At 74.8% G+C, this 26,966-nt stretch carries 20 protein-coding genes; 10 read left to right on the plus strand and 10 right to left on the minus strand.

From position 1 onward, the window contains the following. Window positions 1–56: 56 nt before the first annotated feature. Window positions 57–2,861, minus strand: coding sequence for a SpoIIE family protein phosphatase (locus ACIQI7_RS07885; RefSeq protein WP_401106140.1), 2,805 nt, complete (start codon window positions 2,859–2,861; stop codon window positions 57–59). Between the two features lie 278 nt (window positions 2,862–3,139). On the opposite strand from ACIQI7_RS07885, the gene ACIQI7_RS07890 reads away from it, so the two are divergent. The 5 genes from ACIQI7_RS07890 (at window position 3,140) to ACIQI7_RS07910 (ending at window position 9,553) form a co-directional block, all read left to right on the plus strand. Further along, complete coding sequence (locus ACIQI7_RS07890; protein ID WP_401106142.1) at window positions 3,140–4,360, plus strand: rhodanese-like domain-containing protein; 1,221 nt, start codon at window positions 3,140–3,142, stop codon at window positions 4,358–4,360. 93 nt (window positions 4,361–4,453) lie between these two features. Then, a complete protein-coding gene (locus tag ACIQI7_RS07895; RefSeq protein ID WP_401106144.1) occupies window positions 4,454–5,116 on the plus strand; it encodes a DUF5819 family protein in 663 nt (220 codons plus the stop codon). Further along, a complete protein-coding gene (locus ACIQI7_RS07900) occupies window positions 5,113–6,375 on the plus strand; it encodes an HTTM domain-containing protein (RefSeq protein WP_401106146.1) in 1,263 nt (420 codons plus the stop codon). Before ACIQI7_RS07895 ends, ACIQI7_RS07900 begins: the two co-directional genes overlap by 4 nt. 9 nt (window positions 6,376–6,384) lie before the next feature. Continuing rightward, window positions 6,385–8,556, plus strand: a complete 2,172-nt coding sequence (locus ACIQI7_RS07905) for an FUSC family protein (RefSeq protein WP_401106148.1) — start codon at window positions 6,385–6,387, stop codon at window positions 8,554–8,556. Window positions 8,557–8,803: 247 nt separating this feature from the next. Next, a complete protein-coding gene (locus ACIQI7_RS07910) occupies window positions 8,804–9,553 on the plus strand; it encodes a TrmH family RNA methyltransferase (RefSeq protein WP_401106150.1) in 750 nt (249 codons plus the stop codon). A 40-nt stretch (window positions 9,554–9,593) separates the two neighbouring features. Here the strand turns inward: ACIQI7_RS07910 and ACIQI7_RS07915 are convergent, their stop codons facing one another. From ACIQI7_RS07915 to ACIQI7_RS07935, 5 genes are all read right to left on the minus strand, one after another. Next, window positions 9,594–10,940, minus strand: coding sequence for a peptidoglycan-binding protein (locus ACIQI7_RS07915; RefSeq protein WP_401106152.1), 1,347 nt, complete (start codon window positions 10,938–10,940; stop codon window positions 9,594–9,596). Between the two features lie 197 nt (window positions 10,941–11,137). Then, a complete protein-coding gene (locus tag ACIQI7_RS07920; protein WP_401106154.1) occupies window positions 11,138–12,049 on the minus strand; it encodes a pyridoxamine 5'-phosphate oxidase family protein in 912 nt (303 codons plus the stop codon). A gap of 21 nt (window positions 12,050–12,070) precedes the next feature. Beyond that, window positions 12,071–12,538: a VOC family protein gene (locus ACIQI7_RS07925; RefSeq protein ID WP_401106156.1), complete on the minus strand. Its 468-nt coding sequence runs from the start codon at window positions 12,536–12,538 to the stop codon at window positions 12,071–12,073. Window positions 12,539–12,722: 184 nt separating this feature from the next. Further along, window positions 12,723–13,751, minus strand: coding sequence for an XRE family transcriptional regulator (locus tag ACIQI7_RS07930; protein ID WP_401106158.1), 1,029 nt, complete (start codon window positions 13,749–13,751; stop codon window positions 12,723–12,725). Window positions 13,752–14,060: 309 nt separating this feature from the next. After that, window positions 14,061–16,217 (minus strand): protease pro-enzyme activation domain-containing protein, encoded by a 2,157-nt coding sequence (locus ACIQI7_RS07935; protein ID WP_401106160.1) that lies wholly within the window; start codon window positions 16,215–16,217, stop codon window positions 14,061–14,063. Between the two features lie 256 nt (window positions 16,218–16,473). On the opposite strand from ACIQI7_RS07935, the gene ACIQI7_RS07940 reads away from it, so the two are divergent. Then, entirely contained in the window at window positions 16,474–17,040 is a 567-nt protein-coding gene (locus ACIQI7_RS07940; protein WP_401106162.1) for a CGNR zinc finger domain-containing protein, read from the plus strand. Between the two features lie 149 nt (window positions 17,041–17,189). Here the strand turns inward: ACIQI7_RS07940 and ACIQI7_RS07945 are convergent, their stop codons facing one another. From ACIQI7_RS07945 to ACIQI7_RS07955, 3 genes are all read right to left on the minus strand, one after another. After that, the gene (locus tag ACIQI7_RS07945) at window positions 17,190–18,680 is read right to left on the minus strand and encodes an FAD-dependent monooxygenase (RefSeq protein WP_401106164.1); all 1,491 of its coding nucleotides are present in this window, start codon (window positions 18,678–18,680) and stop codon (window positions 17,190–17,192) included. Between the two features lie 158 nt (window positions 18,681–18,838). Then, window positions 18,839–20,539: a phenylacetic acid degradation protein PaaN gene (gene paaN, locus ACIQI7_RS07950; RefSeq protein ID WP_401106166.1), complete on the minus strand. Its 1,701-nt coding sequence runs from the start codon at window positions 20,537–20,539 to the stop codon at window positions 18,839–18,841. Between the two features lie 189 nt (window positions 20,540–20,728). Then, the gene (locus tag ACIQI7_RS07955) at window positions 20,729–21,997 is read right to left on the minus strand and encodes a hypothetical protein (RefSeq protein WP_401106168.1); all 1,269 of its coding nucleotides are present in this window, start codon (window positions 21,995–21,997) and stop codon (window positions 20,729–20,731) included. 129 nt (window positions 21,998–22,126) lie between these two features. Between ACIQI7_RS07955 and ACIQI7_RS07960 the strand changes: the two genes are divergently transcribed. Beyond that, a complete protein-coding gene (locus ACIQI7_RS07960) occupies window positions 22,127–22,711 on the plus strand; it encodes a TetR/AcrR family transcriptional regulator (protein ID WP_360258767.1) in 585 nt (194 codons plus the stop codon). A gap of 18 nt (window positions 22,712–22,729) precedes the next feature. Here the strand turns inward: ACIQI7_RS07960 and ACIQI7_RS07965 are convergent, their stop codons facing one another. Then, window positions 22,730–23,191, minus strand: a complete 462-nt coding sequence (locus ACIQI7_RS07965; RefSeq protein WP_387759595.1) for an Lrp/AsnC family transcriptional regulator — start codon at window positions 23,189–23,191, stop codon at window positions 22,730–22,732. A 149-nt stretch (window positions 23,192–23,340) separates the two neighbouring features. On the opposite strand from ACIQI7_RS07965, the gene pdhA reads away from it, so the two are divergent. Genes pdhA through ACIQI7_RS07980 form a run of 3 tightly spaced genes read left to right on the plus strand, consistent with a single transcriptional unit; the run spans window position 23,341 to window position 26,809 of the window. After that, on the plus strand, window positions 23,341–24,480 hold the full coding sequence (pdhA, locus tag ACIQI7_RS07970; protein WP_387759596.1) for a pyruvate dehydrogenase (acetyl-transferring) E1 component subunit alpha: 1,140 nt from the start codon (window positions 23,341–23,343) through the stop codon (window positions 24,478–24,480). Further along, a complete protein-coding gene (locus tag ACIQI7_RS07975) occupies window positions 24,480–25,481 on the plus strand; it encodes an alpha-ketoacid dehydrogenase subunit beta (RefSeq protein ID WP_401106172.1) in 1,002 nt (333 codons plus the stop codon). The genes pdhA and ACIQI7_RS07975 overlap by 1 nt, the downstream gene beginning before the upstream one ends. Continuing rightward, window positions 25,481–26,809 (plus strand): dihydrolipoamide acetyltransferase family protein, encoded by a 1,329-nt coding sequence (locus ACIQI7_RS07980; protein ID WP_401106897.1) that lies wholly within the window; start codon window positions 25,481–25,483, stop codon window positions 26,807–26,809. Before ACIQI7_RS07975 ends, ACIQI7_RS07980 begins: the two co-directional genes overlap by 1 nt. The last annotated feature ends 157 nt before the right edge of the window (window positions 26,810–26,966 follow it).

The following is a 26,966-nucleotide window of genomic DNA, read 5'->3' on the forward strand; positions in this document are numbered from 1 at the left end:
TCCGCCGGCCGCGTACGGGTGCCCGTACGCGGCCTTCCGGTGTCCGGGGGCGGCCGTCAGGAGTGCGGGAACGGGAGCTCGAACCAGACGACCTTGCCCACCGCCTTGCGGGCGGTCCCCCAGCGTTCGGCGAGCTTGGTGACCAGGGTGAGGCCGCGGCCGGTCTCGCCGAGCTGCTCGGCCGGTTCCAGCGAGGGCAGGTTGTGGTTGTCGTCGCTGACCTCGACCAGCAGCTTGTCCACCCGGATCAGCTGGAGCTTCACGGTGTCCCGGGCGACCCGTACGGCGTTCGTCACCAGCTCGCTGACCAGCAGTTCGGTGGTGTCGCTGAGCGCCTCCAGGTGCCAGCCGGCCAGCTGCTCGCGGACCAGCGAGCGGGCCCGGCGGACCTCGCGGTGGTCCACGGTGAGGTCCCAGGTGGCCACCTCGGACGGGGCGACCCCGTCGAAGCGGGCCACCAGCAGGGCGACGTCGTCCTTGCGGTCGTCCGAGTGCAGCCGCCGCAGCACCTCGTCGCAGGCCTGCTCGGGGCTCTGCCGGGGGTCGATCAGGTTGCCGCAGAGCGCGGCCAGGCCGGCTCCTATGTCCCCGCCCCGGACCTCGACCAGGCCGTCGGTGCAGAGCACCAGCATCGAGCCGTCCGAGACGTCGATGGTCTTGGCGACGAACGGCACCCCGCCGACGCCGATCGGGGCGCCGGCCGGGATCTCCAGCAGCTCGCCGGTGCCGTCCGGGTGGACCAGGACGGGCGGGACGTGGCCGGCGCTGGCCAGCTCGCAGGTCCGGTTGATCGGGTCGTACACCGCGTACAGGCAGGTCGCGAGGTGGTCGTCGCCGAGCTTGTGGGCCAGGTTGTCCAGGTGGCGCAGCAGCTGGCCGGGCGGCAGGTCCAGGGCGGCGAGGGTCTGCATGGCGGTGCGGAAGCGGCCCATCGCGGCCGCCGAGTGCAGGCCGTGCCCCATCACGTCGCCGACCACCAGGGCGACCCTGCTGCCGGGCAGCTGGATCGCGTCGAACCAGTCGCCGCCGACCTCGGCCTTGGGGTCGCCGGGCAGGTAGCGGTGGGCGATCTGCACACCGGGGATCTGCGGCGGGCGGGTCGGGATCATCGAGCGCTGCAGGGTGGTGGCGACCCGGGCCTCGGCGCGGTGCAGCCGGGCGTTGTCCAGCGACAGCGCGGCGCGGACGGCCAGCTCCTTGAGGGTCGCGGCGTCGCTCTCGTCGAAGGGGGCGCGGTCCGGCAGCCGGAGCAGCTTGAGGATGCCCAGCACGGTGCCGCGGGCGGAGAGCGGGACGACCAGCATCGAGCGGCCGGAGACCACCGGGGCCAGCCGGGCGCCGCCGAGCGCGATCGCGTAGTCGACCGCGACGTCCGCGCTGATCACCGGGACCAGCACCGGCTGGTTCAGCTGCAGGGCCATCCCGGGCGGGGTGCGGCGGGGCATGCTGACCAGTGAGCCCTCGGAGAGCACGTGGTCCCAGGCGCCGCCGGTCTCGTTGTAGACCAGGGCGACCCGGCGCAGCATGGTGTCGTCGTCCGGGCGGACGGCCGGCAGCTCGGAGTCCGAGATCAGCCCGTCCACCAGGTCCACGCAGGCGAAGTCGGCGACCCGGGGGACCAGCACCTGGCACAGCTCGTGGGCGGTGAAGCCGAGGTCCAGTGTGGTGCCGACCTTGCCGCCGACCTCGTTCAGCAGGGCCAGCTGCTCGCCGGCCTGCCCGTTGGTGAGGAACGGGCTGAGCCGTCCGCCGGGCGGGCCCTCGCCGGTGGCCGGCCCGGGCACCGGGACCGGGACGACGGCGGGCGGGACCCGGTCGGCGGGCAGCGGCGGGTGGCCGTCGGCGGACGGCTCGACGGCGGTGTGCTCGATGGCGGCAGCTCCTCCGGTGGGCGGGGGCGCCTCCCGGCCGGAGACGGGCGGGAGGCCGGACGGGCCGCCGACCGCGGCGCCGCCGACGGCGGCCACCGGCCGGACGGCGGCCGGTACGGGGAACGGGACGCCGGTCGGTACGGGGAAGGTGGCGGCGGGACGCTCGGCCGCCTCGCGCTGGACGGGCAGCGGGCCGGGCGGCCGGCGGCCGGGCGCGCCCGGCTCGGACTGCGCCGGGCCGACCCGGGCGGCGCGCTGCTGGGGCGTCGGGTAGCGGCGGCCGAGGCCGGCGGCCGCGTGCGCCGTACCGGTCTGCGCGTCGGCGGGCAGCACCGGCAGCACGGTGGCCGGGTCCAGCCGCAGGGCGGGAAGCCCGTCCCGCTCCAGCGCGGCCAGCAGTGCCGGGCGGTGGGCGACCGGCAGCAGCCGGGCCAGCGGCTCGGGCACCGGCCGGCCGGCCGGGGTGAGCGCCGCGGCCAGGGCGTGGAAGCCGCCCCGGGTGCCGGGTGCGGCGGCGAAGGGCAGCAGCCGCTCGCCGAGCGCGAGCCGCGGTCCGGTGGCGCGCAGCGGGCGGGCGTCGGCGGCCAGCGCCAGCAGTCCGCCGGACGGGCCGGGCAGCGGATAGGCCCACCAGAACACGTCGCGCTGGTGCTCCTCGCGGTCGGTCACGGTCAGCCGGCCGATCCAGGGCCGGCCGTCGGCGGTCCGTTCGGCGAGGAAGTCGAACGCGTCGCAGGGGCGGCGGACGGAGCGGCGTTCGAGCACCCGCGACTCCAGGGCGGGCAGCAGGCCGGAGGCCGGGCGGTCGCGGGCGACGTCGGCGCGGTGGCCGAACAGCTCCTCGGCGGCCCGGTCCCACCGGGCGATCCGGCCGGACCGGTCGACCAGGACGGGGGCGAGCCGGACCAGGGCGGCCACCCCCGCCGGGTGGTCGCCCGGCGCGGTTCCGTCACCCGCCGGCCGCGGTGTGGAGTTGGACTCGGCCACCATGGATTCGCTCTGCTCCCGCCTGGCCGCCGCGCCCGGGGGCGGCCGTGTCTTCCGAGGAGGGCACGCTGTGCGGATACCAGCGAAGCACGGACCGGGCCGGGCCCGTCACCGAAACGGGGAGATTGCCCAGGATCGGTTGCGTGTCGTGCACCGCACGCCGGTCCGTACCCCCGGTTCACCCGGACGGGGCCCGCGACCACGGCGGTAGGGTGGCAGGCCGGACCGCCCTCGCGGGTGGCCCGCAGGACGCAGCCGGCCGGACGAGACAGAGGCGAGAAGTGAGCGCGCAGAGCCCCGCCCGCTGGACGGACCCGGAGCAGCAGGAGCTGGAGGAGCGGGTCGCCGCCGCCGAGCTCGCCTGGCTCAGCATGGACGTGGACGTGCAGACGCTGCGGGTCGAGATCGACAACTTCGCGCTGATCCACCACCAGCTGCTCGGCCCGCTCTACGCCCGGCTGGACGAGCTGGACGCGCTGGTCGCCGAGGCAGTGGCGGCCCGCACCGGCCGGCCGGAGGACCTGCGCCGGGCCGCCGAGGCGCGCCGACAGGTCGAGGAACTGCCGGACCTGGACGCCCTGTTCGACTCGGTGCGGGAGCAGTCCGGCCCGGACGGGGAGGCGGCCCCGCCGCCGCCCGCCGCGCCGGAGCGGGTGCGGCCCGGCAAGGACGCCCAGCGGATCTACCGCGAACTGGTCCGCCGCGCCCACCCCGACCTGACCACCGACCCGGCCGAGCAGCAGCGCCGGGCCGCCTTCCTGGCCCGGGTCAACGAGGCCTACGCGTACGGGGACGCGGCCGCGCTGGGCGCGCTGGCCGCCGAGTGGTCCACCGCGCCGGAGGCCGCGCCCGCCGTCGACGCCCCCGACCGCGGGGACTGGCTGCGCCGCCGGCTGGACTGGCTGACCGCCAAGATCACCGAGACCGCCACCGAGCAGGTCCGGCTGGAGCAGACCCCGATGGGCCAGCTGCTCGCCCTCGCCCCGCAGGACCCGGACCGGCTGCTGGAGCAGCTCGCCGAGGAACTGCTGGCCAAGGCCGCCGAGCGGCAGGCCGAGCTGCAGCGGCTGCTCGGCGGCCCGGCCCCGGCGGACGGCCCGTCCTCCGGTGCCCACGGCCCCGCGCCGGTGGGCGACAATGGCACGCACCCGAGCGAATCCCAGGAGAGCCACACGATGTTCCCGCAGATCCCCTCCGCCGACGCCGCCGCCGTGCCCGCCGACGCCGCCCTGCTGGACGTGCGCGAGCAGGACGAGTGGGACGCCGGCCACGTGGACGGCGCGCTGCACATCCCGATCGGCGAGGTGATCGCCCGCCTCGGCGAGCTGCCGGACGAGAAGCTGTACGTGCTCTGCCGGGTCGGCGGCCGCTCCGCGCAGGTCGTCCAGTACCTGGTGCAGCAGGGCCGGGACGCGGTGAACGTCGACGGCGGGATGCACGCCTGGCAGGGCGCCGGCCGTCCGATGGTGAGCAGCACCGGCCGGGAGGCCTTCGTCCTCTGACGGCCCGGCACCCGCCCGGCCGTAGGGCAGGATGGGCGCGCGCGAGCGCGCCGGCACCGGGCCGGCGGCGCCCGCCGACCGGGCGGGGAGGCCATGACCGAGACCACGGACCGGCCGGCTGCCGGGCGGGCCTGGTCCAGGCCCGCGCAGCTGGTCCTCGGCTTCGCCGGGGCGGTGCTGACCGGGGGCACCGGGCTGTTCCTCGCCGCGGTGTTCCTGCACGTGGCGCCCGCCAACTCGGTGTCCCGGCAGTACCGGGAGGCGGTCGACGGCGTGGTGTACCCGGAGTTCGAGCAGAACTGGAAGCTGTTCGCGCCCAACCCGCTCCAGCAGAACGTGAGCGTGGACGCCCGGGTCCGCACCGCCGCCCCCGGCGGGGCCACCCGCACCCACGACTGGATCGGGCTGACCGCGCAGGACCTCGCCGCGATCCGGGGCAACCCGGCACCCAGCCACGTCGAGCAGAACCTGCTGCGCCGGGCCTGGGACTTCTACGACGGCACGCACAGCTCGCAGGACGAGACCCCGGCCTCCCCGCGCGGCAGGCTCGCCGAGCAGTACCTCAAGCGGATCGCCCTGCAGCGGATCGGCCGGGCGGCGGACGGCGAACGGGTCCTGGAGATCCAGTTCCGGTCGACCGCGGCCACCGTCCCGCCGCCGTCCTGGAGCGGCGAGCCCGCGCCGCCGGCGCCCCGGGTGCGGGAGCTGCCGTGGTGGCCGGTGGCGGACGAGGACTACCGGGGGCTGCTCGGATGAACGAGGCGACGGTTCGGGCCGGGCACCCGTACGGGACGGTCCCGCCGGAGGAGGCCGTGCCGCGGCAGGGCGGGACCGGGCGGCCGGTGGGGTCCGGGGCGGCGCCGCCGGCACGCGGACCGCGGACGCCGCTCGGGCGGGCGGCGGAGGCCTTCACCGGGCGGGCGCTCGGCCGGCACCAGGCCGCGGTGGTGCGGATCGGCTTCGGACTGGTCTGGCTCGCCCACCTGCTGCGCGAGTGGCCGCACCGGCGGGTGCTGTACGGGGACCGCTCCCCCTGGTCGGCGGAGCTCGCCGAGCGGCTGCTGGCCGACAACGGGGCGTTCACCGTGCTGCCCTGGTCCGGCGGACGGCTCTGGTTCGAGCTGGTCTACCACCTGGCGGTGCTGGCCGCGCTGGCCGTGCTGCTGGGCTGGCGGACCAGGGCGAGCACGGTGCTGTTCCTGGTCACCGTGCTGTCCCTGCAGAACCGCGACGTCTTCCTCGGCGACGGCGGCGACAACGTCGTCCACCTGATGGCGGTCTACCTGGTCTTCACCCGCTGCGCCGAGGTCTGGTCGCTGGACGCCCGGCGCCGGCGCGCCGGACCGGCCGGACCGGCCGGGGTGGTGCTCTGGGCGGTGCTCGGCGCCGCCCTGGCGGCCTGTCAGTTCGGCGGCTTCGCCGGAGACAGCCTGACCTGGACCGACCGGGCCTTCCCGTACCTCGGCTGGTCGCCGCTGTTCTGGGGGCTCTGGACGGTGGCCGGGCTCTGGTGGACGCTCGGGCGGCTGCGACCGGACGGCGAGCCGCGGGCGGTGCTGGACGCGCTGGCGAACATGGTGCACAACTGCGCGATGCTGGTGATCGCCGTCGAGGTGGTGCTGATCTACGCCACGGCCGGCTGGTACAAGGTGCAGGGCTCGCGCTGGCAGGACGGCACCGCGCTGTACTACCCGCTGCACCTGGACTACTTCACCCCCTGGCCCGGGCTGTCCGCCCTGGTCGGCTCGGCGCTGCTGCCGGTCTTCCTGATCTCGTACGGCACCGTGGTCCTCCAGGTGGCGTTCCCGTTCACGCTGCTCAACCGGCGGGTCAAGAACGTCCTGCTGGCCGTCATGGTGCTGGAGCACGTGGGGATCGCGGTGGTGCTCGGGCTGCCGGTCTTCTCGCTGGCGATGATCGCGGCGGACACGGTGTTCCTGCCGACCGGGGCACTGCTGTGGGCGGCGGCGCGGCTGAGCCGGATCCGACGGAGGTCCGCGCCCCCGGGGCCCTAGGATGTCGCTATGTCCTGGTTCGCCGCACTTCGTGACACCGCGCGGACCGGGCTCACCCTGGACCGGGCGCTCACCGATCCCAAGCGGGCGCTGCGCGGGGCGGTCGCGGTGGCGCTGGTGCTCTTCCCCATCCTCGCGCTCGGCGGGGTCGCGCTCGCCACCTCGGCCGCGATGGGCGCGTTCATCGCCGGCGCGGCCACCTTCCAGCGCAGCTTCCGGCCCCGGGCCAGCCTCGCCGTCGCGGCCGGGGCCGGACTCGGCATCAGCACCTTCCTCGGCTACCTCGCGGCCGGCGTCCCCGGGCTGTTCCCGGTGCTGCTCGCGGTGTGGGCCTTCGGCGCCGGACTGGCCTGGGCGATCGGGCCCACCGCCGGGGTGGTCACCACCAACACCGTCTCGGTGATGCTGATCGTCGTCCAGCTCCCGGTCAGCGCGATCACCGCGCTCGGCCACGGGCTGGTCGCCGCCCTCGGCGGGGTCGTCCAGGCCACCGTCATCACCGTCTGGCCGATCGGCAGCTGGACCGCCCAGCGCGAGGCCCTCGCCGACACCTACGCCGAACTCGCCGACTACGCGCGGCGGTTGCGGCAGGACCCGACCGCGCACGTGGACCCGGAACCGTTCATGACGGCCCGCCACGCGGCCGCCCTCACCCCCTGGCAGGACCGCCACCGGCCGCCCGAACTGCGCGGCCTGCGCGGCATCGCCGAACGCATCCGGCCCACCCTCGCCGCACTCGCCGACCCCAAGGTGGGCGCCCCCGAGGAGGGGCTGGAGCGGGACCGCGCCCGGGAGGTGCTGGCGGCCGCCGCCGAGGTCATGGACGCCCTCGCCCGGGCGGTCCGCACCGGCGACCCGGTCCGCCTCCCCCGCTCCGCGCCCTCGCTCACCCTGGTCGGCTCGGACGACGGGCCGCGGCTCCAGGGGGCGGCCCGGCGCTCCGCCCGGCGGCTCGGCGGGCTGCTGCGGAAGGCCGCCGACACCCTGGACCGCAACGACGAGGACACCATCACCACGCCCGTGGTCGGGGCCGGCGGATCGCTGCGCAAGCCGACCATCGCCCGGATGCTGCCGGTCGCGGCGAGGGCCGTCCGGCGGCAGCTGCAGCCGCGCTCGGCGATCTTCCAGCACGCCGTCCGGCTCGCCGGGGTGGTCACCGTCGCCTACCTGCTGGCCCGGCTCGCCGGGTTCCACCACGGGTACTGGGCGCCGATGACCGCAGCGATGGTGATGCGGCCGGACTTCGCCCAGACCTACAGCCGGGGCGTCGCCCGGCTGGCCGGGACGGTCGTCGGGGTCGCCGTCTCGACCCTGGTGGTGCAGCTCGCCCACCCCGGGGAATGGGTGCTGGCCGCGCTGGCGGTGGTCTGCATCGGCGGGTCGTACCTGGCGTTCCGGACCGGGTACGCGCTCACCACCGTCGGGATCTCCACGTACGTGGTGTTCCTGCTCGGGCTGCAGGAGGGGAACCCGCTGGTGACGGCCGTCGAACGGGTCGGGCTGACGCTGCTCGGCGGGTCGATCGCGCTCGTCACGTACGCGCTGTTCCCGACCTGGCAGACCGCCCGGCTCGGCGAACGGCTCGCCGAGTGGCTGGCGGCGGCCGGACGGTACGCGGGGGCCGTCATCGCCTGCTACGAGGAGCCGGCGGGGACCGGCGGGCGGGCGGTGCGGAGCGCCCTGCTGGACTCGCGGGAGGCACGCTCCGAACTGATCCAGGCGATGCAGCGGGCCGACGCCGAACCGGGGCGGCACGAGTCCGGGCTGGCCGGGGTGAGCCGGCGCCAGATCGACCGGGCCAGGGCGGCGGTCGGGGCGCTCGGGCGGGCGGCGGTGCTGCTGGAGGCCCATCTTCCGGCCGGCGACGCGGAGCCCGTGCCGGGGACCGGGGAGTACGCGGAGGAGCTGCGGCTGGCGACGGCGCTGGCGGCGGGGGCGCTGCTGACCGGGCAGGCGGTGGAGTTCGGGGCGGTGCGGGTGGCGCAGGCGCGGTTGGAGGAGGCGTTGGCGGGGGCGCCGGCGGGGGTGCAGCGGGATGTGGTGCGGGCGGGGACTCGGTTGGTGGGGCAGGCTTTGCGGGATTTGGAGCGGGCTTTGCGGGGGTCTTCGGGGGAGGGTGGCTCTCGGGAGGGTGGGGGGCCGGGGGCGGCTCCGGGGGTGGGTGCTGCGGGGGCTGGATGATTTTCAGACTGCCGGTCCTGGGGGTGGGGGGCTGGGGGAGCGTTGGCAGTCTGAAAATCACCCGTCACGCCCCTCTCCGCACCCACCCCCTGCGCCGCCCGCTTCCGCAGCGCGTCCCTCTCGCTGGGGTGGGGGAGGGGTGGGTGCCCTGCTGCTGGGGTGGGGGCTGGGGGGTGCCTGCTGGGGGGTGGGAGGGGTGCGTGGGTGAGTCGGGGTGGGGGTGGTGGGGGGTGACAGAGTGAGTGGCATGGATGACGAGGTGGTGCGGGCGTGGCGGGCGGCTGAGCGGGGGGCGGGGGTGGTGGTGCTGGACGGGTTTCACGCGTTGAAGCACGCTCTGCGGTTCGGGGGGGAGGTGCGGTGGGTGCTGACCGTGGACCGGGGGGGCTTGCTGGGGTTGGCGGGGGAGTTGGCGCCGGATGTGGTTCCGGCGTTGGAGGGGCTCGCGGTGGAGGCGCCGGAGGCGGTGGTGCGGGGGCTGGTGCCGCGGTTGCACCCGACCGGGGTGGTGGCGTTGGCGGTGCGGCCGTCGGTGGAGGCGAACCGGGCGGTGCTGGGGGGTCGGCCGCGGCGGGCGCCGGTGGTGGTGCTGGAGAACCCGCGCAACCTGGGGAACGTCGGGGCGGTGATCCGGTTGGCGGCGGGGTTCGGTGCCACCGGGGTGGTGACCACCGGGGACCTGGATCCCTGGCACCCGAACGTGTTGCGGGGGAGCGCGGGGCTGCACTTCGCCACCGCGGTGGAGCGGTCGGGTCTGTCGGAGCTGCCGGACGGGCCGTTGTTCGTGCTGGATCCGGAGGGGGCGGACATCCGGGACGTGCCGTTCCCGGACGACGCGCTGCTGGCGTTCGGTACCGAGCGGCACGGGGTGTCGGCGGAACTCAGGGCGCGCGCCGACCGGTTGGTGGCGGTGCCGATGCAGCCGGGGGTGTCCAGCTTCAACCTGGCGACCAGTGTGGCGATGGGACTCTTCCACTGGATGTCGGGGAAGCGCTGAGGCGCGGCGCCCGGGTGGGCACCGCGCCTCGGCGAGGGGGTCAGGAGAAGAGCCGGCGCCAGGTGTCGGGGCCGGGGTAGCCGTCGGCCTCGCCGCCGCGCCAGCCCTGGGCCTGCTGGAAGGCCTGGACGGCGCGGCGGTCGCTCTCCGTCCAGCGCGGGCCGGGGCCGACGCCGTACGAGGAGCCGAAGCCCTTGCGGACCAGCTGTTCGCCCAGCCGGCGGATGTGGTCGTTGCTCCGGCCGGGGCCGAAGTACTGCGCGCCGGGGAAGGCGGGGCTCCCGGTGGTGGGCGGCGGGGGCGGCGGGGTGCCGCCTCCGGGGCCGATGTCGTGGCCCTTGCCCATGACCAGGTAGTCCCAGGTGGCCTTGCCGGGGATGCCGTCGGCCTCGCCGCCGCGCCAGCCCTGGGCCTGCTGGAAGGCCTGGGTGGCCCTGCGGTCGGCCTCGCTCCAGCGCGGGCCGGGGCCGGTGGAGTAGAACGGGCCGCCGCCGCGCTGCACCAGCATCCGGCCCAGCTTGGTGACGTACGCGTTGTCGGCACCGGGGCCGAACCTGTCGGCGCCGGGGAAGGCGGTGGTGGAGGTTCCGCCGCCGTCGTTGCTGCCGGAGGAGAGGCCGGTGTAGCGGTACGGGACGTAGCTGCCGGAGTTGCTCCAGTAGGCGTACGGGGTGGAGCGCTTCTTGGCGGAGGGGCCGGTCTGCTCGTAGGCGATGTACTTGGTGCGCGAGGAGTCGGCCCAGCCGCCGAAGATCGTCACGTGCGAACCGGCTTGCGGGCTGGCGGGGTTGTTGTAGATCAGGATGTCGCCGGGCTGGAGGTCGTTCCTGCCGATCCGTTCGGCGTAGTCGGGGAGGGTCCAGGTGGTCTGGCTGCTGCCCAGGCCCCAGGCCATCGAGACGAAGCCGGAGCAGTCCTGGCGGTAGCCGTCCGTCCAGTAGCGGCTCATGCTGTACGGCACGCCCTGGTCGACCCAGGTCTGGGCGCGCTGGATGATCTGTGCCCGGGTGACCGGCGCCGCGGCGGTGCGAGGGGCGGCGAAGGTACGGGCACCGGGGGCCTGGCCGTAGAGGCCGCTGACCTCGCCCTGGGGCGTCTGTGACCGGTTGGCGCTGTTGCCGCCGGGCGTGGGGCCGGGGGCCGGGGCCGGGGCCGCGGTGGCGGAGCCGACGGCGGCCGCTCCGCCGCCGATCGCGGTGCCCACGGCGGCCACCAGTACGGCGGCCCGGCGGCGGACGCTGCGGGCGGCGGCGTGTCCGCCCTCGTGGACCGGTGCGGCGTGCAGCCGGGCGCGTCGGCGGGCGTTGCAGCCCCCGCATATGCAGTCCTCCGCCGGCTCGACGTCGTCGAACACCATCAGCGGGGACAGGGGGTCGGTCAGGGTCATGCTCCGCCTCTTTCCTGCGGTCTCTCCGGATCGCCGCCTGACGGCGGGACAGGAGTGGCCTTCCCGGCACTATTCCGCGTGTTATCCGGACCAAAGTCCCAAAGCGGGCGGGATGCGTCACGGTGGGTTGGGCCGAACAGGTGAGATCCGTTCATCTCCCGGGCGTGGCGGGGGCCATTGGGAGGGCGGACGCGCGGTCAGTGCGGGATCGCGGGCGAGTACTCCGGTGCGGTCCAGGTCAGCGGTGTGGCGTCGGTCAGCTCCACCACGCCGGTGACGGACAGTTCGACCATCCGCTCGGCGCCCGGCACGCCGCGCCGGGCCTCCTCGGACCAGTCGGTGCGGGCCTCGCCGGTGACCAGTAGCGAGCCGCCGGTCTCCCAGTCGGGCAGCAGCAACCCGGCCCGGGGGTCCAGCTCCAGGTTCCCGAGCGTCAGGAACATGTTGTTGCCCGGGTACTCCGGCCAGCGCAGCCGGTCCGGCGCCACCGGCTCCAGGAAGCCCGGGAAGCCGCCGCGGTGGGAGGCGTCCACGCTCCCGTCCGGGCCGGTGCTGGCGATGAAGAAGGTGTCCGCGGTGGCCACCGCCAGGCGCTGGGCGGTGGTCAGGGCCGCACCGGTGGCGACCGTACGGGGCGGGCCGGCGGCCGGGCGGTCCGTCGGGGAGCGGCGCTGGATGTACTTCGGGCAGTTGGCGACCACCTCGTCGGCGTGCACCAGCAGCCCGCCCCGGCCGTCCGGGGCGGAGCGGCCGTTGAGCCGCATCCGGCGCCGGCCGGCCGGGTCCAGCGCGATGGTGCCCACCCGGGCCGGGCGGTCCAGCGCCCCGGCCAGCGGGTCGGCCGGGGCCGGGAGGGCGGCCACGGCCATGGTGCGTTCGTCCGGGGCCGAGAGGAAGCCGGCCGGGCCGGCCAGCTGGGTGGCCCAGACCCGGCCGTCCCGGTCGGCGGCGCCGACGACCAGCATCCGGCGCTCGGCCAGGAAGCGGGCGGCGACCGCCGGGACGGTGCTGCGGATCGCCCGGCCGGCGTGGTCGGCCCGTTCGGTCCGGCCGGCCCGGGCCTGGGCGGCCCGCTCGCCGGGGTGGTACGGCGTGCCGGTAGCGGTCATGGTCGGCTCCTGACGGTCGGCTTAGAAGAACCCGCAGGTCGGGGCGTCCGTGGTGGGGGCGGCGGCCTCGGTGCCGTCCACCCCGGTACGGGTGTAGATCTCCAGCCGGATGCCGTCCGGGTCGGTGAAGAAGATGCCGCCGGAGGCCGAGCCCTCGCGGTGCGGGACGACGCCGTCGTAGGCGAAGTCGGCGCCCAGTTCGCGCAGCAGCTTCTCGGCGGTGCGGACCTCGTCGAGGCTCTCGACCTCGAAGGAGAGGTGGTGCAGGCCGGGGGCGGCGGGGGCGAAGGCGCCGGTGCTCTGCTGCCAGAGCGTCACCACCAGGCGGCCGTCGCGGCCGAGCAGGGCGTAGCGGCGCTCGGGGTCGGTGCCCTCGGTGGTGACGTCGAGGCCGAACACCGTGCGGTAGAAGGCGATCGAGCGGGCCAGGTCGGTGACGTTCAGACCCACGTGGCCGGTCTGCAGGGTGCGGAGCTGGGTGGTGGACATGCCTGGTCACTCCCGGGGGGGCTTCGGTGTCCGGCGAGGCTCCTGCCTAACCGGTACTCATGAGAGTAGGAGTTAGGTGATGCATCGTCAACCAGTATTGGAGATTTGAATGGTTAGGTTTGCGGGCGGGCATGCGAAAGCCCCGCCGGCCTGCGGTGGCCGACGGGGCGTGGGGGAGGGAAGGTCAGGCCCACTCCCAGCGGATGCCGATGTGGCCCGGCTGCTGGTCCGGGGCCAGGACGTGGGCGCTCGCCGAGGCGCCGATCCAGAGCTGCTCGCGGCGGTGGTCGACGTCGGCGCCGGGCTCGCGGTCGTAGCGCTCGCAGTGGGCCGGGACGGCCGCCGGGTCGAAGTGCACCTGGAGCACGTACTCGCGGACGGGGGTGGCGAAGCGGCGGCTGTACTCCATGGTCGGGCCGCCGGGCGGGATCTCCACCTCGTACTCGAAGACCGTGCTGTCGCCCAGGCCGAGCGGGCGGTCCAGCATCAGCTCGGCGACGATCAGCCCGGCCTCCGGGCGGCGGCGCACCCGGCCCAGCCGGCCGTGCCGCACCGAGGTGATCTCCGGGCAGCCGGCCGCCTCCTCGTCGGCCATGTGCACCACCAGGCAGCGGCCGACGCCGCCGACCGTGGCGCGCACCACCTGGCGCATCCGCAGCAGGTTGCCGCGCCGCTCGGCGTCCACGTAGTAGGAGTCGTGGATGCTCAGCCGCTCCAGCTCGCCGGCCGGCGGGGCGTTCAGCTCGGCGAAGATGTTGGCGATCTCCTGCTCGCCCGGCCAGACGTCCTCCAGCCCGAGGTGGCAGGTGTTGGCGGCGGCGGCCCAGCGGCCGCGCGGGCGCGGCGGGCCGAGCAGCGAGGAGAGCGCGCTGTGCGGCAGGCCGAGCAGCTCCTCCAGCAGGTGGACGGCGCGCAGCGAGCTGGCCCGCTCGGGCTGGCTGCGGCCGCGCCGCCAGTAGCTCAGGGTGGTGACGCTGACCCGGACGCCGCGGCCGGCCAGGGCGGCGCGGATGCGGTCCAGGCTGAGGCCGCTGGCCTCGATGGCCAGGTGCAGGGTGTCCGCGAAGCCGCCGACCGGGGCGAGCCGGCCGGGGGACGGTGCGGGGACGGCGGCCGGGCCGGCGGCGGGAGCCGGTCCGGGCGGGCCGGGGTGCTCCGTGTGCGATCCGACCAGCCGCAGCCGCGCGGCGTCCTGAGGTTGCTGTGCGGCCATACGGTGACCCTCCCCACCAGGTGAGTTCGGTGGGACCGGGCCGGCGCCGGGGCGCGCCGCCGACGGCTTCACCGAGCTTTGGGGAACCCTATGCACGGTCGAGAGGCTACGTCATCAGTCGTGCGTATGACAGTGGTCACGGCAGGTGGACCGAAGGGTTAGCGATCTTGAAACAGTCCGGAAACACGGGTCGTCGACCGGCCCCCGCGCACCGCCGCGGCGGGGCCCGGGACGGCCTCCGCCGGGGCGGGCCCTGACGGCTCCGCCCCGGCGGGGATCGGGTGGTGCGGTGGTGCGGTCGGGCGGTGGTCAGCCGACGTTCAGCGCGACGTCGTCGATCACGAAGCTGGTCTGCAGCGACGCGTCCTCGGTGCCGGTGAACTTGACGGTCACGGTCTGGCCGGCGAAGGAGGTCAGGTCCACGGTGCGCTGGACGTAGCCGGCGGCGGCGTTCGCGTTGGAGTAGGTCGCCAGGGTGGTGCCGTTGGCCTGGACGGTCAGCTTGTCGTACGCGGTGGTGCCGGTCTCCGCGGTGTCGACGTGCAGCCAGAAGGTCAGCTTGGCGGAGGCGCAGCCGGCCGGGATCGAGACGGTCTGCGACATGGTGTCGGTGTGGGCCGAGCCGTAGCCGTTCATCCAGGCCTTCCAGCTGCCCGAGTGGGCCGCCTGGGAGGAGCTGTTGTCGACCACGCCGGTGGAGGTGGTCCACGGGGCGGCGGTGCCGCTCTCGAAGCCGCCGTTGCCGACCAGCTGGGCGGCGGTGCAGCCGCCGGACGGCGGGGTGGTGGTGCCGCCGAGCAGGGCGGTGGTCAGCGCGTCGGCGACCGGGGTGCCCCAGCCGGTGACCTGGTCGTAGCCGGCCTTGGTGGAGAAGTCCTGGTTGGCGCCGGCGGTCACGTCGTGGAAGGTGCTGCCGTAGCTGCCGCTGTTGGCCACCGAGTACAGCCGCGGGCTCGCCTCGCCGAGGACCGGCTGGCCGGCGGCCTTGGCCTTCTGGTTGAACTGGGCCGCGTAGCCGGACCAGAGCGGTGCGGCGGCGCTGGTGCCGCCGTACACCTGCCAGCCGCCGACCGTGTAGATCGAGAAGCCGCTGGCCGGGTCGGCGTTGGAGGAGACGTCCGGGACGGTGCGCATGGTGCCGCTGACGCCGGTGCCGGTCTGCCAGCTCGGCTTGGCGAACACGGTGGAGACGCCGCCGCCGGCGGTGCTCCAGGCGCTCTCCGAGGAGTAGGTGTTGCCGCTGGACACCTTGAGGTTGGTGCCGCCGACGCCGGTCTGGTGCGGGCTGGAGGCCGGGAAGTCGACGGCCTTGACGGACGAGCCGCTGGTGGAGCGGGTGCAGTCGCGGGAGCCGTCGTCGCCGGAGGCGGAGAAGATCGAGATGCCCTGGGCGGCGGCCTGCTTGAAGGCGTTGTCGACGGCCGTCATCGAGGAGGCGGTGGTGTCGGGCTCGCAGGAGCCCCAGGAGATCGAGATGACCGAGACCCGGTTGTCGGTCACGATCTTGTTGGCCATGTCGATCTCGCCCTGGTCGCTGTTGGGCGCCTCGTAGACCAGCTGGGTGGCCTTGGGGGCCACGCCGCGGACGATCTCGCTGTCCAGCTCGACCTCGCCCTGGCCCTCGCCCGGCTTGGAGTCGTAGTTGGCGCCGTCGACCGGGACGGTGGTGACGGCCGGGCCGCTCAGGCCGAACTGCGAGTCGTAGGTGGTCAGGTTCGTCGACTTGTAGCCGTCGAACTCCCAGAGCGCGACCGTCACGCCGGTGCCGTCCGCGCCGGTCCTGGTGAGGTTGTAGGCGCCGGTGTACTGGGCCGGCGACATGCCGCTCGGAGTGGCGGTGGCCGCGTTGGGGGTGACCGCGTTCGGCGCGGCCAGGCGGTTCTTGCGGACCGCGTGGTTGTCCAGGCCGCTGACGCCCTGGACCACGGCGGCCAGGTCGGACGGGATCGAGGCGGCGGCGTCGTTGGCGAAGAAGGCGCGCTGGAGCTGCGGGTCGAGGTACGCGCTCTCGTGCGTGCCGAAGGCCTGGGAGACCTGGGCGGTGGTGCCGTGGGCGTTGACCACCTGGCGGTTGGCGCTCACGTCGGTGACGGTCAGGCCCTGCTGGGCCAGGTACGTCCTGACCTGGTCGACGGCGGCCTGGGTCGGTCCGAACCGCGCGGTGAACTGCTCCGGCGTCAGGTAGTGGCCGTACTCCGGGGTGCCCGGGGTGGTGACCGCGGTGAGGAAGCGGTCCAGGGCGTCGGTGTCGCGCAGCTTCAGGCTGACGGACACCGAGATCTGCTGCGCCGCCGGAACGTCACCCTTCTTCTCCGAGTGGGCCACCGCCGGGTTCACGGTGTTCGGCAGGGCGACGCGCGGGGAGGCGTTGGGGGTGGCGGCCTGCGCGGTGGAGACACCGAGCGAGACGGCGGTCAGCGGCAGCACGGCTATCGCCGCGGCGAGGGCAAGGGAGCGGGGGCGCAACGGATCCTCCTCTGGCCGGCTGTGGGGGCCGGCAAGGGGCCAGGCGTTCAGGGGGTCCAGAACGCTGGCTCGAACATGACAGAACCCGTGTGCGAATTGGCTCATGACCAGGCAATTCGTTGCTAAAAAACAGTCAACTGTGGAGGACCGGCGATGCGGTGGTTCCATTCAGTGAATGACCGGGAATCCGGGGGCGGTCCAGACCAGTCGGAGTCGATCGGCCGGACGTAGAATCGGACCGAGCCGAGGGAGGACGATGACTGACGTGCAGCCGGACCCGAGGGACCCGCGGCCGCTGATCGGCGAGCCGCTCGCGCTCGACCTGCTCAACACGCGCTGGGCCGGCACCCCCGTCAACGACCTGCTCACCGGTGTCGAGGGGTACGCGGTCTGGCTCTCCTCCGCCGGGCTGAGCGGACGCTGCGCGGCCGACGAGGCGGGCCTGGCGGCGATCCGCCGGGCCCGCGACGCGATCCGGTCGGCGGCCCAGGACGCCCGCGAGCTGGGCAAGTTGGGCTCACCGGCACGGGACGGACTGGACGCCGTGCTGGCGCACGGACGGATCCGGCGGACGGCGGCTCCGGGCGGGGCCGAGGACCGGATCGAGGTCGACCGGCCGGAGTGGCTGGCGCCCTGGCTGGCGGCGGACGGCTTCCTCGGACTGCTCGGCCAGGGGGCGCACCGGATCAAGCAGTGCGCCCACGAGGCGTGCATCCTGCACTTCTTCGACGCCTCGCAGAACGGCCGCCGGCGGTGGTGCCGGATGGCGGTCTGCGGGAACCGGGCGAAGGCGGCGCGGCACTACGAGAAGACGCGGGGTTAACCGACGACCGGTCGGCGGGGCGCTCGGCCGACGGGTCGCGGCGACGGGTCGGGACGACGCGCCGGGCGCGCGGACAGGCGCAGGACGACGGTGCGCGGGGCCGGGCGACGGGCGGGCGCGCGGGGGCCGCGCACCCGCCCGAGGGGCGGTCAGGCCGGGGTGCCGAGCCAGTCGGTGAGGGCGGCGCGCAACTCGCCCTGGCCCGGGTCGACGGAGGCCCAGGCGACGTAGCCGTCCGGGCGGATCAGCAGCACGGTGTCGCGCAGCTTGCCGTGCGGGTCGGCGGGCGCGGCGGAGACCATGCGGTCGGCCCAGGGCTCGGCGGCGGCCAGCTCGTCATTGCTGACCAGGACGAACTTCCCGGCGCGCAGCGCCTCGTAGAGCCGCTCGGGGGCGGCCGGGGCGCCCTCGACGGGCTTGCTCAGGGCGGTCAGCCGCAGGTCCGGGACGCGCTTGCCGACCTGCGGGTGGGCGTCCTTGGGGGCCGGGTAGGAGATGCCGATGCCGGAGACCAGCTTGGCGCCGCGCTCGGTGACCGGGTCGAGGTGGCCGCCCAGCGCGGTGAGCGCCCCGCGCAGGGCGCGGGTGGGGGCGGACTCGGCGAGCGCCAGCCGGATCAGCGCGCCGGAGGTGCGCAGCACCGTCCGGCCGACCGGGTGCCGCTCGGTCTGGTAGGTGTCCAGCAGGGCGTCGGTGGCGTGCCCCCGGACCGCGGCGGCGAGCTTCCAGGACAGGTTGGCGGCGTCCTGGAGGCCGGTGTTCATGCCCTGGCCGCCGGCCGGGGAGTGGCAGTGCGCGGCGTCGCCGGCCAGGAAGACCCGGCCGGAGCGGTAGTTGGGGGCCTGCCGCTCGTCGCTGTGGAAGGTGGAGCTCCAGCGCACCTCCCGCAGGCCGTAGTCCTCGCCGAGGATGGCCCCGAGGAGGGCGGTGAGCTGCTCGGCCGTGGGGGCGGTGCCGTCCGGGTGACGCTCCTCGCGGTCCCAGGCGATGACCCGGAACCAGCCGTCGCCGAACGGGGCGACGAAGGCGAAGCCGGCCTGGTTGGCGCCGACGGTGACCGCCTGGGCGGGCTCGCGCTCCAGCCGGACATCGGCCAGCACCACCGAGTCGACCACCGACTCCCCGGGGAACGGGATGCCCAGCAGGTCGCGGACGGTGGAGTGGACGCCGTCGGTGGCGACCGCGTACGCGGCGCGGTGGCTCCGCCCGTCCCGGGTCTCCACGGTCACGCCCTCGGCGTCCTGGTGCAGCCCGGTGACCTCGGCGCCGCGCAGCACGGTGGCGCCGGCCTCCTCCGCGCGCTCCAGCAGCAGCCGTTCGACGTTGTACTGCGGGGTGATAAGGACGAACGGGAAGCGGGTGGGCAGCGAGCCGAGGTCGATGCCGAAGCGGTCGAACATCCGCAGCTCGGCGAGCGGCCGGCCGGTGGCGATCAGCTCCTCGGCCAGCCCCCGGGCGTCCAGCAGCTCCAGGCTGCGGGCGTGCACGGCGAAGGCCCGGGTGAGGTCGGACCCGGCGGCCCGCTTCTCCAGCACGGTGACGCCGACTCCGGAGGCGGCGAGGTCGCCGGCCAGCAGCAGTCCGGTCGGTCCGGCACCGACGATCAGGACATCGGTTTCGGTCGTCGGCTTCACGGCCATGTACTCAGCTCCCGTTGTTCGGAGGGCGGTCGGACGCCGTTCCCGGCGTCCTCCCAGCCTCCATCATCGCGGGCGCGGTCGGAGCTGTGAACCGCCGGGCCCCGGCGGTCGGTGACCGCCGGGGCCCGGGGGCGTCACCGGCCCGGTGCCTTCCGGGCTCAGGCGTGGCGGCGGACCTCCACCGTGCGGAACCGGTTGGCGACGAACGCGCCGTCGCAGTAGGCCGAGTTGGCGGCCGGGTTGGCGCCGGTGCCGTGCAGGTCGGAGAAGGCCGCGGTCTGGTTGGGGTAGACCCCGCCGGTCAGGTTGAGCGAGAGCGAGACGCCGGCGTCCAGCGCCGCCTCGACCAGCAGCGCCTCCACCTCGGGCGAGGTGGTGTAGCCGGAGGCGGTCATGGCGCCCTTCTCGCGGACCGTGGTGCGCAGCAACTCGACGGCGGCGGCGGTGGATTCGACGGCGACGGCGAAGGAGACCGGACCGAAGCACTCGCTGCGGAAGACCGCGCGGTCGTCCGGCTTGTCGGCGTCCAGCTTGACCAGCGCCGGGGTGCGGACGGTCGCGCCGGGGAAGTCCGGCGAGACCACCGCGCGCGGGGCGAGTGCGAGTTCGCCGTACTCGCCGCCGGCCGCGGCCGCCGAGCGCTGCAGCACCCCGGGGTTGACCACGGCGCCGAGGATCGCGGCGGCGCGGGCGTCGTCCGAGAGCAGGCCCTCGATGGCGCCGGCCAGGTCGGTGACCACCTGGTCGTAGGTCTTGGCGCCCTGGTCGGTGGCGATGCCGCCGCGCGGGATCAGCACGTTCTGCGGGGTGGTGCACATCTGGCCGCTGTAGAGCGAGAGCGCGAAGGCCAGGTTGCCCAGCATGCCCTTGTAGTCGTCGGTGGAGTCGATCACGACCGCGTTGACGCCGGCCTTCTCGGTGTACACCTGGGCCTGCCTGGCGTGCTCCTCCAGCCAGTCGCCGAAGGCGGTGGAGCCGGTGTAGTCGATCATCCTGATCTCCGGGCGGACCGCGAGGGTCGCGGCGACGGTGCCGCCCTCGTGCTCGGCGGCCAGGCAGACCAGGTTGGCGTCGAAGCCGGCCTCGGCGAGCACCTCGCGGGCGGTCCGGACGGTCAGCGCGAGCGGCAGCACGGCCCGCGGGTGGGGCTTGACCAGCACCGGGTTGCCGGTGGCCAGCGAGGCGAACAGGCCCGGGTAGCCGTTCCAGGTGGGGAAGGTGTTGCAGCCGATCAGCAGCGCGAGGCCGCGCGGGACGACGGTGAACTCCTTGGTCATCACCAGCGGGTCGCGCTTGCCCTGGGGCTTGGTCCAGCCGGCCCGCCGCGGCAGCCGGGTCTGCTCGGCGTAGGCGTAGGCGACGGCCTCCAGGCCGCGGTCCTGGGCGTGCGGGCCGCCGGCCTGGAAGGCCATGCCGTAGGCCTGGCCGGTGGTGTGCATGACGGCCTGGGCGAACTCGTGGGAGCGGGCGTTGATCCGGTGCAGGATCTCCAGGCAGACGGCGGCGCGCTCGAGCGGGGTGGCGGCGGCCCAGCCGGGGCGGGCGGCGGTGAGCGCGGCGATCAGCGCGTCCGGGCCGGCGTGGGGGTAGGTGATGCCCAGCTCGACGCCGTACGGGGAGGCCTCGCCGCCGACCTGGTCGCCGTCGGTGGGGTGGCCGTCGAGGGTAAAGGGCTTGCCGAGCAGGGCGTCGAAGGCGGCCTTGCCGTCCGCCGGGCCGCTCTCGCCGTACGCCTTCGGGAACTCGGGGTAGGGCGACCAGTAGTCGCGCTCGGCGGCGGCGGCGAGCGCGGCGTCCAGGGTGGCCTGGTGGCGCTCGACCAGCTCGCTGACGAGGGGGTGGGTGACCGCTGCGGACATCTGTGCGCTCCTCGGAGGGCCTCGAAAAGCAGGACGGGACACGTCACAGAGTAACCGAACGATCGGTCGGCTCAAGAGGGGGCGGCGGAGGGGATCCCGGGAACGCGCGAGACGGAGGGGAGCCCCGGGAACGCGCGAAGGGGCGCGTCCGTCGCGGACGCGCCCCCGTGGGCTTCGGACGATCCCGGTCTACGGCACGCCGAGTTCGAAGATGAGGTACCCGGCGTACCAGCCGGAGGCGACCGCCCCGGTGCCCAGCACGGTGGCCAGCACCGGCAGGCTGAGCCTGCGCATCCCCACCGCCAGCGCGATGAACAGCGGGAACACGGGCATCAGGTAGCGCGAGACGTTGCCGAAGATGCCCAGGCTGCCGAGCACCGAGACGATCGTGGCCAGGGTGTAGGCGGTCAGCACCAGCGGCGGGCGCAGCCGGAACAGCAGCACGATCAGCACCGGCAGGCTGAACACGATCAGGGTGGCGAGGAGGTCCGGCGCCGGGAAGCCGTAGGGGTAGTCGGCGCGGCCCAGCAGCACCCCGCGGATCGCGTGCCAGGTGCCCTGGCCCCAGTCGAAGTAGTGCATCCAGGCGTCCTGCTGGATCCGGAAGTAGCCGCCCCACTCGCCGGTCCGCCAGCCCACCCAGCCGACGTAGCCGAGCAGGCCGAGCGGGGCCGTCAGCATCGCGGCCAGCGGGCGCGCCACGCCGCTCTCCCGGCGGTACAGGTCGACGATCGCCGCCAGGCCGACGGCGCCTATCAGGGCCGCCGAGGTCGGCCGGTTGAGCCCGGCGACCAGCGTGATCGCCCCGGCCGTGAGCCACTGCCTGGTCATCACGGCGTAGCAGGCCCAGGCGGCCAGCGCGACGAAGAGGGAGTCCGAGTAGACCGCCCACTGCGCGCCCGAACCCGGGACGATCGCCCACAGGCCGGCCGCGATCACGCCCGACCGGACGTCGCCGGTCATCTTCTCCACCACGGCGTAGATGCCGGCCGCGGCGAACAGCGAGGCCACCACCGAGACCAGCATCCCGGCGCCGTACAGGCCCAGGCCGGTGCCCTCCGAGACCAGCCGCATCAGGCCCGGGTAGAGCGGGAAGAACGCGGCCGAGTTCTGCTCGATGGTGTAGCCGAGCGGGCCGTTGGGGATCGGGACGAGCGCCGGGTGGTAGCCGAACTGGGCCACCTGCTGGTACCACCAGCCGTCCCAGCTGGCCACCACGTCCCAGGGGTTGGCGCCGCCGCCGAACCGGGCCGGCTTCTTCGCGTAGTCGCCGGCGAAGGAGAGCAGCTTCATGAAGACGGTGAAGCCGACGAGCTTCAGCACCGCGTAGCACCACACGGCCGGTCCGAACCGGACCACCAGGGCGCGGCCGCGCTCCTGCCAGCTGCGCGCGGCGCCGTCCGGTTCCCCGCTGCGCTGCTCTGGCGCGTCGGAGGCGACTGCCGGTATTGCGTTCATCAGCCGTGGACCCCAGTGCTCTGGACGTGAACGGATCGTCCGGAGAGTCTAGGGCCTGCGCCTTCCGGTTGGTGTGGACCAGCGGGACCCGATCGCGTACCGCCGCGGGCGGCCGGGGATACTCGGAGGATGGCCGATCACACCACGCGCACCGCCTACACCGTGGAGTCACTGCTCGCGGTGACCGTCGACGTCTTCAACGAGCGCGGCTACGACGGCACCTCGATGGAGGACCTGTCCCGGGCGGCCGGGATCTCCAAGTCCTCCATCTACCACCACGTGCGCGGCAAGGAGGAACTGCTGCGGCTGGCGGTCGGGCGGGCGCTGGACGGGCTGTTCGCGATCCTGGCCGAGCCGGCCGCGGTCGGGGGGCCGGCGGTGGAGCGGCTGGAGCACGTGGTGCGGCGCACCGCCGAGGTGCTGCTGGCGGAACTGCCCTACGTGACGCTGCTGCTGCGGGTGCGCGGCAACACGGCCACCGAGCAGTGGGCGCTGGAGCGCCGGCGGGACTTCGACCACCAGGTCGCCGAGCTGCTGCGGGCGGCGGTCGCGGACGGCTCGCTGCGCGCGGACGTGGAGCCGCGGCTGGCCACCCGGCTGCTGTTCGGGATGATCAACTCGATCGTGGAGTGGTACCGGCCCGGGCTCAAGGCCGCCGACGGGGTCGCGGACGCGGTGGTCCACCTGGCCTTCGACGGGCTGCGGGCGCGCTGACCGTCCGGAGCCGGCCGCTCAGAGCGGCGGCACCTGGTCGGTCTCCTCGAAGACCAGCATGGTGCGGGTGCCGAGCACCTGGGGGATGGACTGGATGCTGCCCAGCACCAGCTCCCGCAGCGCCTTGTTGTCGGCGGTGTGCACCAGCAGCAGGACGTCGAAGTCCCCGCCGACCAGCGCGATGTGGGCCACCCCGGGCAGCTCCAGCAGCTGCTCGCGCACCGTCCGCCAGGAGTTCTGGACGATCTTCAGGGTGACGTACGCCGACGCGCCCTGACCGGCCCGTTCGTGGTCCACCCTGGCGGTGAAGCCGCGGATGATGCCGTCCTCGACCATCCTGGAGATCCGGGCGTACGCGTTGGCCCGGGACACGTGCACCCGCTCGGCCACCGAGCGGATGGAAGCGCGACCGTCCTGCTGCAGCAGCCGCAGGATCGACCGGTCGACCCGATCGAGTCTGGACGTCTGTTCAGCCGACATGACCCCCCACCCCCACCGTTTGGACGTACTGCCACCAGTCGACCGCCGAACAGGCCGAATGTCCACCACCTTGTCACGCTTCTGGTCAAGATGAACAGACGACCGAACAATCGGTAGGGAGCCCCCGCCACCCCTGGAGGTGCCCCGAGATGACCGTTCTCGACCACAGACACCACACCGGCGTGCCCGGTTGGCTGCCCGGCGCCACCGCTCCGCGCACCGACCCGGCGCCCCTTCTCCCGGACCTCTCCCCCGTCCGGGCGCTCGGCACCCCCGCGCTGGAGAAGTACGACCCGGCCCTGCTGCGCGAGCTCTACCGCCGCCTGGTCGTCGGCCGCCGGTACAACCAGCAGGCCACCACCCTGACCAAGCAGGGCAGGCTCGCCGTCTACCCCGCGTCCACCGGCCAGGAGGCCTGCCAGGTCGCCGCCGCGCTGGTGCTCGGCGAGCGCGACTGGCTCTTCCCCAGCTACCGCGACACGCTCGCCGTGGTCTCCCGGGGCGTCGACCCGCTGGAGGCGCTGACCCTGCTGCGCGGCAGCGCCCACACCGGCTACGACCCGCGGGCCAGCCGCACCGCCCCGCTCTGCACCCCGCTCGCCACCCAGGCCCCGCACGCCGTCGGGCTGGCGCACGCCGCCCGGCTGCGCGGCGAGCCGGTGGTCGCGCTGGCGATGCTCGGCGACGGCGGCACCAGCGAGGGCGACTTCCACGAGGCGCTGAACTTCGCGGCCGTGCTGGGTGCCCCGGTGGTCTTCCTGGTGCAGAACAACGGCTACGCGATCTCCGTCCCGCTCAGCGCCCAGTCCGCCGCGCCGAGCCTGGCCCACAAGGCCGTCGGCTACGGCATGCCCGGCCGGCTGGTGGACGGCAACGACGCGCCCGCCGTGCACTCGGTGCTGACCGAGGCGGTCGAGCGGGCCCGGGCCGGCGGCGGCCCGACCCTGGTCGAAGCGCTGACCTACCGGATCGAGGCCCACACCAACGCCGACGACGCCACCCGCTACCGCACCGAGCCCGAGGTGGCCGCCTGGCGGGAGCACGACCCGATCCTGCTGATGGAGCGCGCGCTGCGCGGCCTCGGCGTGCTGGACGACCGGCTGGTCCGGGAGGCGGCCGACGAGGCGGAGGCGCTGGCGGCCCGGATGCGGGCCGAGTTCCACGCCGACCCGGACCTGGACCCGATGTCGCTCTTCACCCACGTCTACGCCGAACCGACCCCCCAACTACGCGAACAGGCAGCCCAGTTGGCCGCCGAGTTGGCCGCCGAGGCGGAGGTGGCGGACTGATGGCGACCGCGACACCCGTGCGCACCGCGTCCATGGCGAAGGCGCTCAACTCCGCGCTGCGGGACGCCATGCGCGAGGACCCGGCGGTGCACGTGCTCGGCGAGGACGTCGGCGCGCTCGGCGGCGTCTTCCGGATCACCGACGGGCTCACCGCCGAGTTCGGCCCGGAGCGCTGCCTGGACACCCCGCTGGCCGAGGCCGGCATCCTCGGCACCGCGATCGGCATGGCGATGTACGGGCTGCGCCCGGTGGTCGAGATGCAGTTCGACGCCTTCGCCTACCCGGCGCTGGAGCAGTTGTTCTCGCACGTCGCCAAGATGCGCAACCGCACGGCGGGCAGGCTCCCGCTGCCGATCACCGTCCGCATCCCGTACGGCGGCGGCATCGGCGGGGTCGAGCACCACAGCGACGCCTCCGAGGCGTACTACACCAGCACCCCCGGCCTGCACGTGGTCACGCCGGGGACGGTGGCCGACGCGTACGGGCTGCTGCGCGCCTCGATCGCCTCCGACGACCCGGTGGTCTTCCTGGAGCCCAAGCGGCTCTACTGGGGCAAGGCCGGGTTCGACCCGGCGGCGCCGGTCGAGCCGATCGGCCGGGCGGTGCTGCGGCGCACCGGCACCTCCGCCGTGCTGATCACCTACGGCCCCTCGCTGCCGGTCTGCCTGGAGGCGGCGGAGGCGGCGCGGGCCGAGGGCTGGGACCTCGCGGTGCTGGACCTGCGCACCCTGGTCCCGTTCGACGACGAGACGGTCTGCCGGGTGGTGCGCTCGCTCGGCCGGGCCGTGGTGGTGCACGAGGCCAGCGGCTTCGGCGGCACCGGTGCGGAGATCGCCGCCCGGGTCACCGAGCGCTGCTTCCACCACCTGGCCGCGCCCGTGCTGCGGGTCACCGGCTTCGACGTCCCGTACCCGCCGCCGATGCTGGAGCACCACCACCTGCCCGGGGTGGACCGGATCCTGGACGCGGTCGCCCGGCTCCAGTGGGAGGACCGAGGATGATGCCCGTCGTACGGGAGTTCCGGCTGCCCGACCTCGGTGAGGGGCTCACCGGGGCGGAGGTGGTGCGCTGGATGGTCGAGGTCGGCGAGGTGATCGCGGTCGACCAGCCGGTGGTGGAGGTGGAGACCGCCAAGGCCGTGGTGGAGGTGCCCTGCCCGTACGGCGGGGTGGTCACCGCGCGGTACGGCGCTGAGGGCGAGGAGATCGCCGTGGGCGCGCCGCTGGTGACGGTCGCGGTGGGGCCGTCGGAGGGGGGCGCCACCGAGGCCCCGGACGGGCCCGGCGCCGTGGCGGCGGAGGTCGAGCGGCCGCTGGTCGGGTTCGGGGTCGCCGAGCCGGGTCGGGGCGGGCGGCGGCGCCGGGTCGGGGCGGGTGCTGCCGCCGGTGGCGCGGCTGTGTCGGCGCCGGTCGCGTCGGTTGCTCCGGTCGGGCCGGTGGCTCCGGCGGTTCCGGTGGCCCCGGCCGGGCCGGCGGTGGTGCCGGTGATCTCGCCGCTGGTGCGGCGGCTGGCCCGGGAGCAGGGGGTCGACCTGGCCGCGCTCGCCGGGAGCGGGCCGGACGGGCTGATCATGCGCGCGGACGTCGAGCGGGCGGTCGCGGCCAGGGTGGCCGCGCCGGTGCCCGCCGGGCCGGCCGTGCGGGACGCCGTGGTCCCGCTGCGCGGGCTGCGCAAGGCGGTGGCCGAGAAGCTCAGCCGCAGCCACCGGGAGATCCCGGCGGCGACCTGCTGGGTGGACGCGGACGCCACCGAACTGATGGCACTGCGACGGCAGTTGAACGCCACGCCGGGGCCGAAGGTGAGCGTTCTGGCGCTGCTGGCGCGGATCTGCACGGTCGCGCTGGCGCGCTTCCCGGAGCTCAACTCCTCGGTGACCGAGGACGGTTCGGGCATCGTCCGGCACCCGGCGGTGCACCTGGGCTTCGCCGCGCAGGGCGAGCGCGGGCTGGTCGTCCCGGTGGTGCGGGACGCGCAGGACCGGAGCACCGAGCAACTCGGCGAGGAGCTCGGCCGGTTGACCGAGGCAGCGCGCAGTGGCGCGCTCACCCCGGCCGAATTGACCGGCGGAACCTTCACGTTGAACAACTACGGGGTGTTCGGCGTGGACGGCTCCACCCCGATCCTCAACCACCCGGAGGCGGCGATGCTCGGCGTCGGCCGGATCGTCGCCAAACCCTGGGTCCACCAGGGGGAGTTGTCGGTGCGCGAGGTGACCCAGCTGTCGTTCACCTTCGACCACCGGGTCTGCGACGGCGGGACGGCCGGCGGCTTCCTGCGGTTCGTCGCGGACTGCGTGGAGCAGCCGGGGATGCTGCTGCGGCAGCTCTGAGCAGGGTCGTTTCCGGGCAGGGCGGCACGGTCGCCCTGGGTGTGCGGAGGGGCACCCAGGGCGACCGCGGACCGAGGAGAGTAGCGCGTCCCGGGCCCGGATGTCCGGGCTTCGCGTGATTCGTCGGGCGGGCCGTCCGGCCGTGCCACGCTGCCTT

The organism is Kitasatospora sp. NPDC092039, from assembly GCF_044756065.1.
Classification (GTDB): Bacteria; Actinomycetota; Actinomycetes; order Streptomycetales; family Streptomycetaceae; genus Kitasatospora.